The 15,779-nt window shown below is 60.3% G+C and carries 13 protein-coding genes and 2 pseudogenes; 6 read left to right on the plus strand and 9 right to left on the minus strand.

Annotated features, from left to right (window positions below):
- Window positions 1–5 precede the first annotated feature (5 nt).
- The 5 genes from AC0L7P_RS21590 (at window position 6) to AC0L7P_RS21610 (ending at window position 2,453) form a co-directional block, all read left to right on the plus strand.
- Window positions 6–584, plus strand: a complete 579-nt coding sequence (locus AC0L7P_RS21590; RefSeq protein WP_473436170.1) for a prepilin peptidase — start codon at window positions 6–8, stop codon at window positions 582–584.
- A 282-nt stretch (window positions 585–866) separates the two neighbouring features.
- On the plus strand, window positions 867–1,205 hold the full coding sequence (locus AC0L7P_RS21595) for an ArsR/SmtB family transcription factor (protein WP_473436171.1): 339 nt from the start codon (window positions 867–869) through the stop codon (window positions 1,203–1,205).
- Window positions 1,202–1,702 carry an SRPBCC family protein gene (locus AC0L7P_RS21600; RefSeq protein ID WP_473436172.1) on the plus strand — a complete coding sequence of 167 codons (501 nt, stop codon included), beginning with the start codon at window positions 1,202–1,204 and terminating at the stop codon, window positions 1,700–1,702. Before AC0L7P_RS21595 ends, AC0L7P_RS21600 begins: the two co-directional genes overlap by 4 nt.
- A gap of 87 nt (window positions 1,703–1,789) precedes the next feature.
- On the plus strand, window positions 1,790–2,212 hold the full coding sequence (locus AC0L7P_RS21605; protein WP_473436173.1) for a DoxX family protein: 423 nt from the start codon (window positions 1,790–1,792) through the stop codon (window positions 2,210–2,212).
- A gap of 10 nt (window positions 2,213–2,222) precedes the next feature.
- A complete protein-coding gene (locus tag AC0L7P_RS21610; protein ID WP_473436174.1) occupies window positions 2,223–2,453 on the plus strand; it encodes a DUF4287 domain-containing protein in 231 nt (76 codons plus the stop codon).
- 306 nt (window positions 2,454–2,759) lie between these two features.
- On the opposite strand, the gene AC0L7P_RS21615 is transcribed toward AC0L7P_RS21610, so the two are convergent.
- Together AC0L7P_RS21615 and AC0L7P_RS21620 are read right to left on the minus strand one after the other, a co-directional pair.
- On the minus strand, window positions 2,760–4,304 hold the full coding sequence (locus tag AC0L7P_RS21615) for a choice-of-anchor X domain-containing protein (RefSeq protein WP_473436175.1): 1,545 nt from the start codon (window positions 4,302–4,304) through the stop codon (window positions 2,760–2,762).
- On the minus strand, window positions 4,301–5,554 hold the full coding sequence (locus AC0L7P_RS21620) for a hypothetical protein (RefSeq protein ID WP_473436176.1): 1,254 nt from the start codon (window positions 5,552–5,554) through the stop codon (window positions 4,301–4,303). The genes AC0L7P_RS21615 and AC0L7P_RS21620 overlap by 4 nt, the downstream gene beginning before the upstream one ends.
- A gap of 923 nt (window positions 5,555–6,477) precedes the next feature.
- Here AC0L7P_RS21620 and AC0L7P_RS21625 point away from each other — a divergent pair.
- Complete coding sequence (locus tag AC0L7P_RS21625) at window positions 6,478–7,740, plus strand: HupE/UreJ family protein (RefSeq protein WP_473436177.1); 1,263 nt, start codon at window positions 6,478–6,480, stop codon at window positions 7,738–7,740.
- On the opposite strand, the gene AC0L7P_RS21630 is transcribed toward AC0L7P_RS21625, so the two are convergent.
- The 7 genes and pseudogenes from AC0L7P_RS21630 to AC0L7P_RS21660 all read right to left on the minus strand — a co-directional run bounded on the left by AC0L7P_RS21630 (window position 7,723) and on the right by AC0L7P_RS21660 (window position 15,683).
- Window positions 7,723–8,604, minus strand: a complete 882-nt coding sequence (locus AC0L7P_RS21630) for a PfkB family carbohydrate kinase (protein ID WP_473436178.1) — start codon at window positions 8,602–8,604, stop codon at window positions 7,723–7,725. The genes AC0L7P_RS21625 and AC0L7P_RS21630 overlap by 18 nt on opposite strands.
- Before the next feature lie 67 nt (window positions 8,605–8,671).
- Window positions 8,672–9,817 carry a D-alanyl-D-alanine-carboxypeptidase/endopeptidase AmpH gene (ampH, locus tag AC0L7P_RS21635; RefSeq protein WP_473436179.1) on the minus strand — a complete coding sequence of 382 codons (1,146 nt, stop codon included), beginning with the start codon at window positions 9,815–9,817 and terminating at the stop codon, window positions 8,672–8,674.
- 157 nt (window positions 9,818–9,974) lie between these two features.
- Window positions 9,975–11,447 carry a mannitol dehydrogenase family protein gene (locus tag AC0L7P_RS21640; RefSeq protein ID WP_473436180.1) on the minus strand — a complete coding sequence of 491 codons (1,473 nt, stop codon included), beginning with the start codon at window positions 11,445–11,447 and terminating at the stop codon, window positions 9,975–9,977.
- A gap of 34 nt (window positions 11,448–11,481) precedes the next feature.
- Window positions 11,482–12,485: pseudogene (locus tag AC0L7P_RS21645) on the minus strand (ABC transporter ATP-binding protein).
- Window positions 12,485–13,315 (minus strand): carbohydrate ABC transporter permease, encoded by an 831-nt coding sequence (locus AC0L7P_RS21650; RefSeq protein ID WP_473436181.1) that lies wholly within the window; start codon window positions 13,313–13,315, stop codon window positions 12,485–12,487. Before AC0L7P_RS21650 ends, AC0L7P_RS21645 begins: the two are co-directional and overlap by 1 nt.
- A gap of 2 nt (window positions 13,316–13,317) precedes the next feature.
- Window positions 13,318–14,190, minus strand: a complete 873-nt coding sequence (locus AC0L7P_RS21655; RefSeq protein WP_473436182.1) for a carbohydrate ABC transporter permease — start codon at window positions 14,188–14,190, stop codon at window positions 13,318–13,320.
- A gap of 177 nt (window positions 14,191–14,367) precedes the next feature.
- Window positions 14,368–15,683: pseudogene (locus AC0L7P_RS21660) on the minus strand (ABC transporter substrate-binding protein).
- Between the last annotated feature and the right edge of the window lie 96 nt (window positions 15,684–15,779).

The raw sequence follows: 15,779 nt of genomic DNA on the forward strand, positions 1-15,779 counted from the left end.
CTTTGATGACGGGCCTGTTGGCCCTTGTGGGCCTTGGTGTCGGATATCTTGTCTGGCGGTTCGCGCCGGGGGAACGGCGCGATGGGGGCGCATTCCGGGCCATGGGGCTGGGCGCGGCTTTGCCCATTTGCACCGCCGTTGCCGCGCCCCCCGCGCCGATTGTCGGCCTGATCTGGCTCTGGCTACTGCTGGCTTTGGCCCTATGCGATCTGCGCTGCCGCCGTCTTCCCGATGTTCTGACCGTCCCACTTTTCGGGGTTGCGCTGTTCTGGGTCTGGGCCGGGGGCGCCTTTGGCATGGGTCAGGCGCTGTTGGCCGCGGGGATTGGCGCCGGGGCGCTTTGGGGCTTGCGTGCCGCATATTGGCTGCTGCGCGGGCGCGAGGGGCTGGGCCTTGGCGATGTCAAACTGATGGCGGGCATCGGCGCCGCAACCGGCCTTGCCGCCCTGCCCTGGATCACCCTTCTGGCCGCCCTCGCCGCCTTGGCACTTGCTGCGATCACGCGGGCCGAAAAAACAGCCGAACTCCCCTTCGGCACCTATCTGGCAGGTGCGGCAGGTGTGGTGTGGCTGTTGTCGGGGTGAAGGCAGGCTATAACCTTCAACAACTGATTGGGTTTTGAACGCGGTTTGTGGAAGCGCGAAAAGAGGCAATGAATGGACGCTCCAAAAACGAGGGTTTTTGGAAGGGCAGAGCGAGGGATGGTTTTACCCAGACCAGCCGTTCATGCGTCGCGCGGCGAATGCGCCGGGAGAGCGGTTAGTAACCAATGCTGCGCGTTGCTCGAATGGTCGGTATTGCTTGTGAGGGTGCCGGACATTACTTACCCCTTGCGGTAAGTAATGCTCCACGCTATACTTACCCTTATGGATAACAATAACCCCGAACTCGACGCTGTATTCCTCGCTTTCGCGGACAGCACCCGCAGGGCAGTCTTGCGGCAGCTTGGCGATGGCCCTGCCTCGGTCAGCGATCTGGCCGCGCCCTTCGACATGGCGCTGCCTCCGTTCATGAAGCACATCAGGACGCTAGAGAATGCGGGGCTGATCACCACCGAAAAGGTGGGCCGGGTCAGAACGTGCGAACTCAATCCCGAAAAGTATGCGGCTGTAGAAGACTGGCTCAAGGATCAGCGCAGGCAATGGGCATCACGCTACCAAAAACTCGATCAACTTCTTGAGAAAATGAAGGATAAAGACAGATGAAACCCGACCTCCATTACAGCTTCCAGGCCGACATGCAGACCAACCGGCTCACGATCCGGCGCGAATTTGATGCGCCGAAAGATCTGGTCTGGGATTGCTATACAAAGGCTGAATTGCTGGACCAGTGGTTCGCGCCTGAACCATTCTCCGCGAGAACCAAATCCATCGCCTTTAAGGAAGGCGGGCATTGGCATTTTGCCATGGTTGATCCTGACGGCAATGAACATTGGATCCGGTTCGACTATGAGACGATCACGCCAAAGGACAGCTATCGCGCACAGGACGCCTTCAGCGATGCGGACGGCGGTATCAATCGCGACATGCCTGTCTCCACTTGGGACGTTACATTCGAGGACGTGTCCCCGCGCACACTCGTGCAGATCGTCTCGACCTATGAGACGCCCGAGGCACTCCAACAGATCATAGACATGGGCATGCAGCAAGGGATGGAGGCCACCCTCGCCCAGCTCGACAAACTATTGAAGAAACTGGCCTAATTTCTGGAAAGAGGCGTGAGTGCATCGGATTCCACCTCGATTGCGAGCATTCAACGGACCCTTCCGCTTACAACATTGGAGACTCCCATGATCGCCTCGAACACCAAAAACGCTCCCGCCGGCCATCGCAACAAAGTCGCGATCGCTGGCTGGACGCTGTCCGCATTATTCGCCGCATTTATGCTTGGCGCGTCCGCCCTGCCCAAACTGGCCGGAATGCCGGTTGCCGCGCAGACGATGGCCGATCTTGGCTGGCCCGATGCGCCAGTCTTCTGGATCGGGGTGATGGAGGCAGGTCTTGCCCTCCTGTTTCTCTGGCCACGGACGGCATTGTTTGCTGCGATCCTGATGATGGGAATTCTGGGCGGTGCGATGGCCACCCAGATACGCGCAGATTCGCCACTTTTTTCCCACGTGCTTTTCTCAATTTACTTAGGCGCTATAATGTGGGGCGGCCTCTGGCTGCGCGATCCGTCCGTGCGCGCCGTCCTGCCACTACGTCGGGCATAAGGAAGCCAATATGTCATTTCAAGCGTATCTCGACACCATCGAACGCCAGACCGGGAAGTCGCCCGCCGACCTTCGTAAGCTGGCAGAGGAAAAAGGATTTACCGCCAACGGCACGCTCACGTCTGGCACCAAGGCAACAGCGGTCACCGACTGGCTCAAAGCCGATCTCGGCCTTGGTCACGGACATGCGATGGCGGTCTATGCCCTCCTGAAAGGGTCGAAAAAGGAGGGAGATGATTGAGTTTCGTTCTGATTGCACGTTCAGTTTGAGCATACCAGCTTAACCGGACCTTTGCACTTTGCGCAGCGAAAATTCACTTCGTCCGCACTGCGGACAGTGGCGAGCTTATTTGTGTAGGTCCGCTTCACATCCCGCACCCTTCCAAAAACCACCGTTTTTGGAACGCAGGGCTGCTGTTGATCGGGCGGCTCCCGAAATTCGACACATCCAATGCCCACCGGGCATTCCGTGACATGCAGCCGGTGCCGCACAACGGCAAAAGGGCGGCCCGATGAGAGGCCGCCCTTTATCTTGTCACTCAGTCGCTCAGTGGGTTCTGCGGCGCAGATACAACCCACCCATGGCCAGGAACGCCAGCATCAGCAGCGCCCAGCGATCCAGCGCACCGCCACTGGGAACGATCGGATCCGTTCCCCCGGCAGCGGCATCCGAAACGAGCGCCATGCCGACCGAGGCACTGTAGCCCCCGACATCGGCGGTGGCGTCCGCGCTTTCCACGGTTACCACATGGCCCGCCGCATCCAGAACATTGGCAGGCACGGTGAACACCGCCCCCGAATCCGGCGCTTCGGAGGTGGCCAGATCGACCATGGCCAGTTCGGTCGTGCCCGTCGCGTCATAAACCCGGATGATCGGCATCAGGCCCTCGGTCAGGCCGGTGCCGCGCACAACCAGCGCATCGGATGTTGCGGTGGGGGTGAAGAAGAAGCAATCCACATCCCCCGCCACATCAATCCGCCCGTCAGTGGCGATGTTATCATCCGCGATGGCCGTGCAGGCCCCGGGCGCCGTCGGATCATTGGCGTGATCGTCAGGTTGAACGCCCACAGCCTGTGCCGTTGCCGCCGCAAACCGGGTAAAGTTTTCGGTCACGGGCTGTGGCACCGGGTTCGAGGTGGCACCGTCCAGACCAACCGCAAGGGAGAGCCCCTCAAAGGTGGTCTGGGCCGCGCCTGTCGGGTTCGACACGTTCACGGTGATGTTGTAGTTGCCATCACTGCGATAGGCGATGCTGGCCGAATAGGTGCCATCATCCGCGATATTGTCGGCCCCCATTCCATCGTCATGCAGAACGATTTGGGTTTCCGTGCTGGACGGATCAACCAGATCGGCCGTCACCGTCAGCCCCGACAGCGGCGCATCCTGACGCACGGTGGCGCGCAGGATCATCGGCTCGGGATAGGTGGCATCTTCGAAATCGACCACAACATCATAGGGCAGCCCGCTTGCGGTGGGGGCGCCCGACACCAGGGTGGACGGTGCGATTTCACCGCCGGTGGTATTGTCGAACCGCACCGTATAGACACCGGCGCCGCCGGCGGTCAGGGCCGCCTGACCAAGATCGAGCTGACAACTGACCGTGCCGGCACCGCTACAGGCAAAGGTCTGTGTTGCGGCACCGCCCCCCGGCAACAGAAGCGTCGGGTTCAGATCGCCAACAGCGCCCGAATAGGACACGGCAATCAGGGCCGATCCCAAGGTGCTGTCAAGGGGAACCTCCAGCGTGGCACTGCCGTTGGCGGGCACCGCCGTGCTGTCGGATGCAATCGCAACCGACGAGGAAAACGCCGCGTTGGCCGAAACAAAGGCCGCCTGGATTTCCGCCAGCGTGGTGGGCGACTGGAAGAATGCGCCGCCGGTCTGACTGGCGTAATCGCGCAGGGCCGCTTCGTCGGCATTGGTGCCATAGGCAAACGCCACGATGGTCACGCCCGCCTGATTGTAGGAATCAATCACCGGCTGACGGTTCGAGGTTCCGCCAACCCCATCAGACAGCAGATAGACAACCGCCGGGCGCGCCGGATCAAACGCGATGGTTTGCGCCAGAGCAAGGCGCAGGCCGCCGTTCACATCGGTATTGCCCCCGCAGCGATCGACGCGATCGCCTGTTTGACCGAAGTGCGGATGCCCGTGTCAGGATCAGGAATGTCGGCAATCATGAAGTTCTGACCAGCCGCGCTGTTAAAGCTGCCGATCCCGATGGCATTCTTGCCCGGCACCAGTTGATCAACCAGCAGGGCCGCTGCCGTCTTGGCGTTGGCAATGGGCGCACCCGACATGGACCCGGAGCGGTCGATCATCAGTTCGATCACCGAATTCGATGTCCAGCGAATATCAAGCGCGCTTTGGGCTGTTGTGATCGCATCGCGCACAATGGGATTGGCCGACGTGGGCGCGGTCAGGTTGGTGTAATGGGTGCGCTCGGCCCGGAACAGGAAATGCCAGAACGGATCGCTGCTCGTTGACCGCGCCAGGGTATCCCAGCCGCTTTCGTTGAACACCCGCTTGTGGGCGGTGCTGCCCGTGCTGGTTGCGGTATAGGGCGCAAGATCGGGGGTTGAAAATTCAAGAAAATCCCCCCGCGCACCGGAATAATTGGTCGCGGTGCAACCGCCGCCAACGGCAAACCACTGACAATTCATGATCGAAGGCGAAACCGCCGTATCAGTGGCAGTGGGTCGCCCTGCACAATCGTTCATCGCAGTCGGGGTACATTGGTTCGCCTGATATTCATCATACAGACCATAGGCATAATGGCCCCATTCATGCGCCAACACCGCACCGCCGCCTGCCGCGGTTTCGATAAGCCCCGCCGCGCCGGGCCAGTTGGTGCACATCCATATGTGTTTGCCAACATTGCCATAGCCACTGGGATTTGCCCGTGGCCCCAGATCTGCGGCGCAGTTTTCCTTCCAGGTGATGTCGGCGCGGCTTTTCTGATCGTTCTTGCGATAGATGGTCACGCGCCCCAGCTTGTGCGCGCCGTTGGTCATCTGAAACACATCATCGGCAAAGGCTTTGATCTTGGCTTCGTAGACCCGCTGTGCGGCGTCGTTGGCCCCGTCATTGGCGGTGGCATCGTCATCGCCCTGGGGGTCGGCCTCAAGCGAAATCACGATGTTGAAAATGCTGGTGGCGCTGCTTGCTGCCTGGGGTCCACCAAGGGACGGGGCGTGCTGTACTGCGCTGTCTGGCATGCCCTGCACACCGCTGAGCCAATGATCGCCCGCAAATGCCGGGACGCCCACGGGGAGGGTCAGTGACGCGATACAGGCCGCTCTGGCCGTATCGTTGACCCTGTCTATGAATTTGGATCTCAAAGTTCTTTCCTCCATTAATTTCTGTTGCACTGAAAAGAAATCAGGCCGCGACAACCCCGAACTGGGTCAACCGGCCGGCGATATCCGCCACGAACACGATTCTGTTGGTGTTTTCCCCGGTCAGAAACGGCATTGTTCCGCCATCCACCGGCACGGCCACCGGCCCCGTCGCAAGCGAGGTTGCGATGGCCTGTTCAACCGGCCCTGCACAGGGGGGTGGTTCATCTGCACATCAATAATTCCGGCAGATTGCACTGGCGTGGTCCAGATGTATTTTTGTCCCTTCCCCGGTGTGAATGTAACCGCGCCGTCGCCCAATTGGCCGATCAGGCTGCGCAGCTCTTTTGATGGTGTTGTCAACACCCTAGAGCGGGTCTTGCGGGCGCCGAAATGCGCCACCTCGACCCAATTGGCGAATTGCCCTTCGCCGCCCGACCCACCGCCGCCGTCCTCCCCCCGAAGGCAGCGGAAACGATCTCAAGGGCGGAATTATAGCGGATACCGGGGCGGCGCGACGGCGCCCCAATGCCAAAAGCTGTTTTTGCCCGCTCCACCGGGCAAAATGAACCGTGTCATCAGGCATGATCCGAAAGGCGGAAAAGGATTGCTGGCGCGCCGAAAGCGCCGAAAATGTAATTTGCACACATCCGGGAAAGGCGGCGGCGCATATGTCGGCCCTTGCCAGATCCGGCAAAACCCCCGTTGCGCCCAATGCAAGGCCAAAACCCAATATAAAACGTCGATCCAAAATCATTATTCCCCCCACGGGAAGCGAACAGCGCACACCGGCAAAATAGCCGGCAAAATAAACCCTTCACACAGTAATGTTACCGCGCTTAACTGATTCTATCAACGTCAGTGCGCCAAAGCCCCGGCAAAGGCATTATTTGCGATCTATATGATTATTATTTCAGAAAGAAATCATGGCATTAAGACAATTTCTTACGGTTTCATTGCGCCCTGCGGCGCGGGCGCTTTTCATGGCCTTCGTCCTGTTTCTGGCCGGGGCATCGACGGGGGCCGCGCATTTTGCCGACAATTATGTGGTGCGCAGCTTTCTGGCCACGTCCGACGATACCGGGGTCGTGATCTATCAGCGGGTGCCGGTGCCGTTGCTGTTTGCCGATCTGTTGCAGGATGTGAATGCCCTGCCCCGAAATGATCCCGCTCAAGTTCTGTTTGCCGTTCCGGGCAGCGGCGTGATGCTGTCGGGCGCCGCGATTGCAAAGGCACCTGATGCCTTTGTCGCGCGCCTGCTGAACCACGCCATCTGGAGCGGCCCGGACGGCCCGCTGACGCCCACCCTTACCGGCTGGCGGGTTGACCCGACCCGGCTGGCGCAGGATCTGCGCAGCGCCGAAGATGCCAAGGCCGCCCTGGCCCGCCCAGGCAGCACCGCCGACGTGAACATCGCCACTGCCACTGTTGAATTCGCGCTGCATTTCGATGTGCCGCCGGATACGCGCCTGCATGTCACAACCGCCCTGCCGCTGTTACAACTGCGCCCCGGGCTGCAACTGGAAAACCACGTCATTGACCTGCGCCAGACACCACCGCGCAGCTTTTCGGTGCCCGGCCAGATGGAAACCCCGATCACCATCAGCCCCGGCGTGATCGAAATCTTTGTGCAGTTCGTTCATCAGGGCATGGTGCATGTGTTTGGCGGGCTTGATCATGTGCTGCTGATCGTCTGCGTGACCCTTGGCACCCTTGCCCTGCGCCCGCTGCTGATTTCGCTGACGGGGTTTACCCTGGGCCATTCCGTGACCCTGATCCTCGGGTTTCTGGGGGTCACTGCACCGGGGTCGGTGTTTATCATTCTGGTCGAAGCGGCGGTGGCCGCCACTGTCGGGTTTGCCGCCATTCAGGCCCTGCGCAAACACCCCGCGCATCCCCTGTCGCTGGTGCTGGTCGGGCTGTTGCACGGGTTCGGATTTTCATTCGTGCTGCGCAATATACTGGGGCAGGATTCCCCCGATCTTATCCCCGCGCTTCTGGCCTTTAACGTCGGGATCGAGATCGCACAGGTCATCATCGTCGTGATCGTCCTCGCGCTCAGTTGGTCGATCCGCCGTGAATCGGAACGGGCGTTCCGGTTTGGGTCGGGTTTGGTTTTGGTGGCTTCGCTTGCCGTTGCCGGATATTGGTGCGTCGCGCGACTGGCCACGTTATTCCCCGGCGCGTGATCTGGCGCGCACCTCGTCAAGAGAGGGAATTGAATCGCCCGCCCCCGGGCGCGCGACCGTGATGGCCGAGGCGGCGCTGGCCATGGCCAGCGATTCTGCCACATTGTCACCCATGCTCAGCCGCCCCAGGAAAAAGCCCAGAAACGTATCGCCCGCCGCCGTGGTATCGACAATCTTTTCTGCCTTGGCGGCGGGTTGAACCATCGGTTCCTTGCCCCGACAATACAGCGTCGCGCCTTTGGCCCCCCGGGTCACCAGCAGCATATCAAGCCCAAGATCAAGCAGCGGCTTGCCCAGTGCGGTTTCCAGTTGCTCCGCCTCAATCTCGTTCAAGGCCAAGAGGGTGATATGGGGCAGAACGGCGCGCGTCGCATCGGCATCAAACGGCGCGGCGGCATAGCACACCGACACCCCTGCCGCCTTGGCCTGTGCCGCAATGGCCGGCACATGGGCGGTTTCATTCTGCACCACCAGCCAATCGCCCGCCTTCGCCTTGGCCAGAATTTCATCGCCAATCGACGCAGGAAATTCCCAGTTGGCGCCCTTCAGCAGGGTGATGCAGTTTTCTCCGTCATCAGCCACCTGAATAACCGCCTGCCCCGTGGGCATGTCCAGCCGCAACACCCCGGCGCAGTCAACACCGCGCGCTGTCAGGGTGTCCAGCGTCCAATCGCCGTCCGCGCCGATCGCGCCATAGTGAAACACGCTGGCCCCCGATTGCGCCAAGGCAATCGACGTATTGGCCCCCTTGCCGCCCAACCCCCGCGTCATGCCATGGCTCGACAGGGTTTCGCCGGGCGCCGGAATATGTGGCACACGAAAAACCAGATCAATGTTGATTGAACCAAGGTTGTGCAGTGGCATGAGGGCGCTCCGATCCGGGTGTGTTGCAATTCGTGATGCTATGACAGGGCGCGGGATGGGTAAATCTTTATCCGCCGCTCAGCTCGCTCAGCAGAGAGATGGCGAAATCGGCCATGCCATAGGCGGCGGCGAAATCAAACTGGTTCATGGTGACGAAGACGGCGGTGCCTTGCGTTGGCGCAAGCGCAACAAGTGACATCTGCCCCTGAAGCGCGCCTGCCTTTTGCAGGATGAACGGGTGATCCCCATTGGCGTTCATCGCGACCCAGCCAAGGCCCATTCCATCCATATGCCCGGATTCATCCATGGACAGCACGCTGTCCAGCCCGTCGCGCTGAACATAAATGGCATGGTCCAGAAACCGCGCCTCGGCCGCCGCGCCACCCGTATCCAGATGCCACTGCATCCAGCGCAGCATGTCATTCGCACTGGTGCGCAGCCCGCCCGAGCCGGTGATAACATCGCCCGACGGCACCTCGGGCAGGGGCGCACCATCAAAGCCATGGCCGCTCATCAACCGGGGCTGCATGGCCGGGGTCACCGAAAACCCGGTGTCATCCATGCCAAGCGGGCCGGTGATCCGGTCAGACAACAGCACCGGATAGGGTTTGCCCCCGGCATGGGACAGGGCCGCCGACAACAGATCAAACCCGAAGTTGGAGTAGGAAATGGCATGGCCCGGCTGAAAATACAGGGCATTTTCGGACAGCCAAGCGGCAAAGGCATCATAGGTGATGGTCGCAAAGGGATCACTTGCGGGGCCATCCGGGCGGGGCACCTCACGGGGCAGGCCACCGGCGTGGGTCGCCAGATCAATCAGCCGGATGGCGGGTTGCCCTGCCGCCGCCTTGCCCAATGCTCCGGGCAGCAGGGGCGCAACGGGATCGGTGAATCCCACCTCGCCCCGCGCCACGCCGTGGGCCAGCATTTCACCGGCAAACACCTTGGTGATCGACCCGATGCGCAGCACCGTGTCGCCATCGGGCGCAATCCCATTGCCAGCGCGGGTTTCCCCAACCCCGGCCACCGCCGTTTGCCCGGCGCGCACCGCGCCGACAATCACCCCCGGCGCGCCCGATTGCAAATGGAACACAACCGCGCCAAATCCCACCGCCTCGTCCAGCAGGGGATCAGCCCCCCGGTGGCCGGAACGGCCAGACAGGCCAACATGAAAACAAGCACAGATTTGTAACGAGGCACCATACCGGACCATCCTTTGACAGCGTTTATCAAACAGCCAGTCGCCCGCGAAGGAACGGCATCTGCCGCCGGATCGGCCCGTGCCAACATCTTCACGGCGTGGCTTGTCTTGGCGCCGTGGGTTTTCGAGCCTCTGATCGGTACAAAAATCCTATGCCCGTGACAAGGGATCAGCCCCCCGCGATATAGCTTTCCAGCACCGCCGCCGTTCCATGGGTTTGCAGCGCCGTCAGGGCGCGGGCGAAATGTTCGGCAAAGGTGGCGTTGGCGGCCAGGTCACCAAAAACAAACCCCAGTTGCAAAAACGCCGCCGGGTCGGTTTTGGCGCGCACGGCGTGCTCGTGCAACAGCGCGGCAGAGGGATCGTCGATCCCGATCTTGGCGCCACTGTCGCTGACCCCCTGCAAATACCGGCACCACAGCGCCGACACCAGTGACAGCCCCTCGATCGACCCGCCCCGCGCCAGTTGATCGCGGGTGGTGGGCAGGATGAATTTCGGCTGGCGGTTCGAACCGTCCTGACACAGTCGCGGGATCGTATCGGCAACACCCGGATTTTCCAGCCGTTCGATCACCTTGGCGTAATATGCCTCAAGGTTGGTGTCGGGCACCGGCGGGACGATGGGCAGGATTTCGTCATGTTCCAGCCGGTCCAGAAAACCGCGCACCAAGGGATGGCGTGCGGCATCATGAACAAAGTGAATATCCAGCAACGCCGCAGGATAGGCCATTGCCCCGTGCCCGCCGTTCAGGATGCGGATCTTCATCAGCTCGTAAGGCGCGACATCATGGGTCAGCGTGACACCGACCTTTTCCAGCGCGGGCCGCCCGGCGGGAAAATTATCCTCCAGCACCCATTGGCGAAAGCTTTCACAGGTGATCGGGCGCTGATCCTCGATCCCGAACCGTTCATGCACCATCGCCCGCTCCCGGTCTGATGTGGCCGGGGTGATCCGGTCGACCATGGCACAGGGAAAGGCGACGGTTTCCGCGATCCAGGCCGCCAGATCCGCGTCGATCTTTTGTGCCAGCCCGATCACGGTGGCGCGGGCGATATGACCGTTTTCCGGCAGGTTATCGCAGGACATGACAGTAAATGGCATCACGCCTGCCGCGCGCCGCGCCTGCAACGCCGCGATCATCGCGCCAAACACGCTGCGCGGGTGATCGGGCATTGCGGCATCATATTGCATGTCGGGGTGGGACGGATCAAAGACGCCCGTGGCCGCGTCGATGTAATAGCCGCCCTCGGTCACGGTCAGCGAAACGATACGGATCGCCGGGTCGGACATGGCCGCGATCAGCGCCCCATTGCCATCCTCGACCGGCAGGAAATCCACCATCGCCCCGGTGACAACAGCGCGGTCGCCTGCCGGGTCCAGTTCGCACACCGTGGTCAGCCAATCCTGCGCGCCAAGGTCAGCGCGGATTTGCCGGTCAGACGGGCGCACACCGGCCCCGATGATGGCCCAGTCGTGATCCTGCCCCAGTTGAAACAGGTCATGCAGGTACAGCGCCATATGCGCGCGGTGAAAGTTGCCCAACCCGACATGCACAATGCCCGCCGTCAGATCCGAGCGTGTATAGGTTGGACGATCCACCTGTTGCGGCAGAGCGTCCAGGGTTTCCAGAGCAAGTTTCATCGACGCCCCCACCGGACAGATATATCCTGCGTTTTCATGACACCCGCAGCCCCTGCGCATCAAAACGGTGCAGTTTGTCCATATCGGGCGAAAGATAGATCGTGTCACCATGGCGCACCTGAATGTCGCCGGTGATGCGCACGGTCATCATATCCATCAGGCCCGTTTGATGGACGTGAATGAACGTATCCGACCCCAGGTGTTCGGCCACGCCGACAACGCCCTTCCACAACCCGTCGGTGGTGGACACCGACATGTGTTCCGGGCGAATTCCGATGGTGTCCGCACCGTGTTTCTTGGCCTCTGGGCCATCGATCAGATTCATCTTGGGCGATCCGATGAACCCCGCAACGAATTTGTTGCGCGGCGCGTGGTACAATTCCAGCGGCGATCCGACCTGTTCGATATTGCCCGCACGCAACACCACGATCTTGTCGGCCATGGTCATCGCCTCGACCTGATCGTGGGTCACATAGATCATCGTCGTGGCAAGTTTCTTGTGCAGCTCGGAAATTTCAAGCCGCATTCCCACCCGCAGGGCGGCGTCAAGGTTTGACAGGGGTTCGTCAAACAGGAACGCCGAAGGTTCGCGCACGATCGCCCGGCCAATGGCCACACGCTGTCGCTGACCACCCGAAAGTTGCCCCGGGCGCCGATCAAGGTAATCGGTCAGGTTCAGGGCCTTGGCCGCGCTTTCGATCTTGGCATCCTGTGCCGCCTGATCCAGCCCCGCCATGCGCAGCGGAAACGCGATATTCTTGCGCACCGACATATGCGGGTACAGCGCGTATGACTGAAACACCATGGCCAGGCCGCGCTTGGCGGGGGGCAGTTCGGTGGCTTCGCGCCCATCGATCGTGATCTGGCCGGAACTGATATCCTCAAGCCCGGCAATCAGGCGCAGCAGGGTGGATTTGCCACAGCCCGAAGGCCCGACAAACACGACGAATTCACCTTCGTTGATATCAAGATCAAGGGGGGAATGACCTGAACATCGCCAAAACTCTTGGTGACTTGATTAAGACTAATCTGGCCCATTATTTTACCGCTCCGAATGTGAGGCCCCGAACGAGCTGTTTCTGAGAGAACCAACCCATGATCAGGATTGGCGCGATGGCCATCGTGCTGGCCGCACTGAGTTTCGCATAGAACAGCCCTTCGGGGCTGGAGTAGCTGGCGATGAACGCCGTCAGAGGTGCCGCCTTGGCCGCCGTGAGGTTGAGGGTCCAGAAGGCCTCGTTCCAGGCAAGGATGATGTTCAGCAGCAGGGTCGAGGCGATCCCGGGCAGCGCCATCGGCGTCAGCACATAGAGGATCTCGGATTTCAGGCTGGCGCCGTCCATCCGCGCCGCTTCAAGAATATCGACGGGGATTTCCTTGAAGTAGGTGTAAAGCATCCAGACGATGATCGGCAGGTTGATCAGGGTCAGGATCACCACCAAGGCAAAGCGGCTGTCCAGCAGGCCGGTGTCGCGGCTGATCAGATAGATCGGGATCAGCACACCGACAGGCGGCAGCATCTTGGTCGACAGCATCCACATCAGCACATCCTTGGTCCGCTTGCCCGGCACAAAGGCCATGGACCATGCGGCAGGAATGGCGATGGCAAGGCCAATCAGCGTTGAACCGACCGAAATGATCACCGAGTTCATGAAGTGCAGCGGATAGTTCGACCGGGCATTCACCGCCGTGTAATTGTCCAGCGTCCAGTGGAACATGAACAGGGACGGCGGATCGGCAATTGCCTCGGCCTCGGTTTTGAAACTGGTGATGATGGTCCACAGGATCGGGAAAAAGATGAGCAGACCGATGATCCAGGCCGAAGCTGTCACAATCACCGTGCGGCGTTTTGAAATTGCGCGTGCCATATCTAAGCGTCCAGGTTCTTGCCGATCGCCCGCATCAGGAAGATCGCAACAATGTTTGCAAGGATGATGGCGACAACGCCACCGGCGGAGCCTTCGCCCACGTCATAGTTCAACAGGCTTTCGGCATAGACGAGATAGGTCAGGTTCGTGCTGGCCGTACCCGGGCCACCATTGGTGGTCACAAGGATTTCGGCAAAGATCGACAGCAGGAAAATCGTCTGGATCAGGATCACAACCGTGATTGCCCGGCTAAGATGCGGCAAGGTGATGAACCAGAACCGGCTGAGCGGGCTTGCCCCATCCATTTCTGCCGCTTCCATCTGTTCACTGTCCAGCGATTGAATGGCCGTCAGCAGGATCAGCGTGGCAAAGGGCAACCATTGCCAGCTTACAATCCCGATGATCGACGCCAGCGGCGCCTGGGACAGGAAATCATAGGGCTGCAACCCCACCGCCTTGGCGGCGTAGGCGAACAATCCGTTCACCGGGTTCATGAACATGTTTTTCCAGACCAGCGCCGAAACCGTGGGCATCACAAAGAACGGCGCAATCACAAGGATACGCACAATCCCCTGCCCCCAGAACGGTTGATCCAGCAACATCGCCAGCAGGATACCCAGCACCACGGTGATGATAAGAACCCCCAGCACCAGAACGAGGGTGTTGATCAGCGCACTGGTAAACGCCGGGTTTGTCAGGAAGTTTTCGTAGTTCCGGAACCCGACCCAGCCTTGCCGGTCAGGCGTCAGAAGCTTGTAGCGCCGGAACGAATAATAAAGCGTCATGCAAAGCGGCACGAGCATCCAGGCAAGCAAGAGAAATGTCGCGGGCGCGATCATCATCTTGGCTGCGGATCGGGAATGCTGAGTTGACATCGTGTTCTCCCCCGGCAGACCCACGCCATACTGGCGGTCTGCACTGTTCGTTGTCACCGGGTTACGTCGAACCGCAGGGCATTACCCGCCGGGTGCCACGCAAGGTTCAAGGTACAATGGAAAAAACGAGTGGGGCCAACCGGAAGGCCATCGGCCCCACTCTGAATGCAGGCGCGGTCAGTCGAGGTAACCCGCGTCCTCCATTTCCGATGTGGTCAATGCCTGTGCATTGGCCAGGGCATCGTCGATGCTGGTCGTTCCGGCCAGCGCGGCCGAGAACTGTTGCCCGACGGCGGTGGCAATGCCCTGAAACTCGGGGATCGCGACAAACTGAACGCCGGTATAGGGAACCGGATCAACCGACGGGTTGGTCGGATCAGCCGAATTGATGCTGTCCAGCGTCATTTTCGCAAAGGGCACCTTGGCATATTCCGGGTTTTCATACAGCGATGTGCGCGTTCCCGGGGGACGTTGGGCCAGCCTTCCTTTTCGGCAACCATCGCGGTGTATTCCTTGGAGGTTGCCCAGGCGACAAAATCCTTGGCCGCGTCAGGGGTGTCCGTGCTTGCCGGAACCGCCAGCGACCATGCCCAGAGCCAGTTGCCCCGCTTGCCCAGCCCCTTGTCGGGTGCCAGCGCGAAACCAACCTGATCTGCAACCTGGCTGTCGTCGGGGTTGGTCACGAAGGATGCCGCAACGGTCGCGTCGATCCACATGCCACATTTGCCGGTCTGGAACAGGGTCAGGTTTTCGTTGAACCCGTTGCTGGATGCACCCGGAGGGCCGGATTCGTTCATCATTTCGATGTAGAACGTCAGGGTGTCTTTCCAGGCTTCGCCGTCAAACTGGGCGTTCCAGTCCATATCGAACCATTTGCCGCCAAAGCTGTTGTTCATGGCGGTCAGAAACGCCATGTTTTCACCCCAGCCGGCCTTGCCGCGCAGGCAGATGCCATAGATTTCGCCGTCTTTGTCGGTCATTGCGGAAGCGGCTTTGCGGATGAAATCCCATGTGGGGGCCTCGGGCATTTCCATGCCGGCCTTTTCCATCAGATCCTTGCGATACATCACCATCGAGCTTTCGCCATAAAACGGTGCTGCGTAAAGTTCGCCGTCAACAGTCAGACCGCCAGCAATGGCGGGCAGGATATCGTCCTTGTCCCATGCAGCAGGCAGATCGTTCAGCGATGTCAGCCACCCCTGCTTGCCCCAGATCGGAACCTCATAGGTGCCGATGGTCATCACGTCATACTGGCCACCCTTGGTGGCAATATCCGTGGTGACGCGCTGGCGCAGGGTGTTTTCTTCCAGAACAACCCATTCGATCGTGTTGCCGGTCGCCTTTTCCCATGCGGGGGCCAGCTTTTGCATGCGGATCATGTCGCCGTTGTTCACGGTCGCAATGGTGATTTCTTCAGCCGCCACAGCGGATGCGATGCCAGCCGAAAGGCCAAGGCCAACCGCAGTGCTCAGCAGAGCGCGGGTCATGGTCATAATGTCTCCTCCCAATTTTACGTGTGTAAAGATTAGGCGAGAAACTTATCGCGCGTCAACAAAAAATTTTCAGCCCTGCATTTTTCCTTGTTTCGG

Source organism: Oceaniglobus sp. K40-3, from assembly GCF_055808395.1.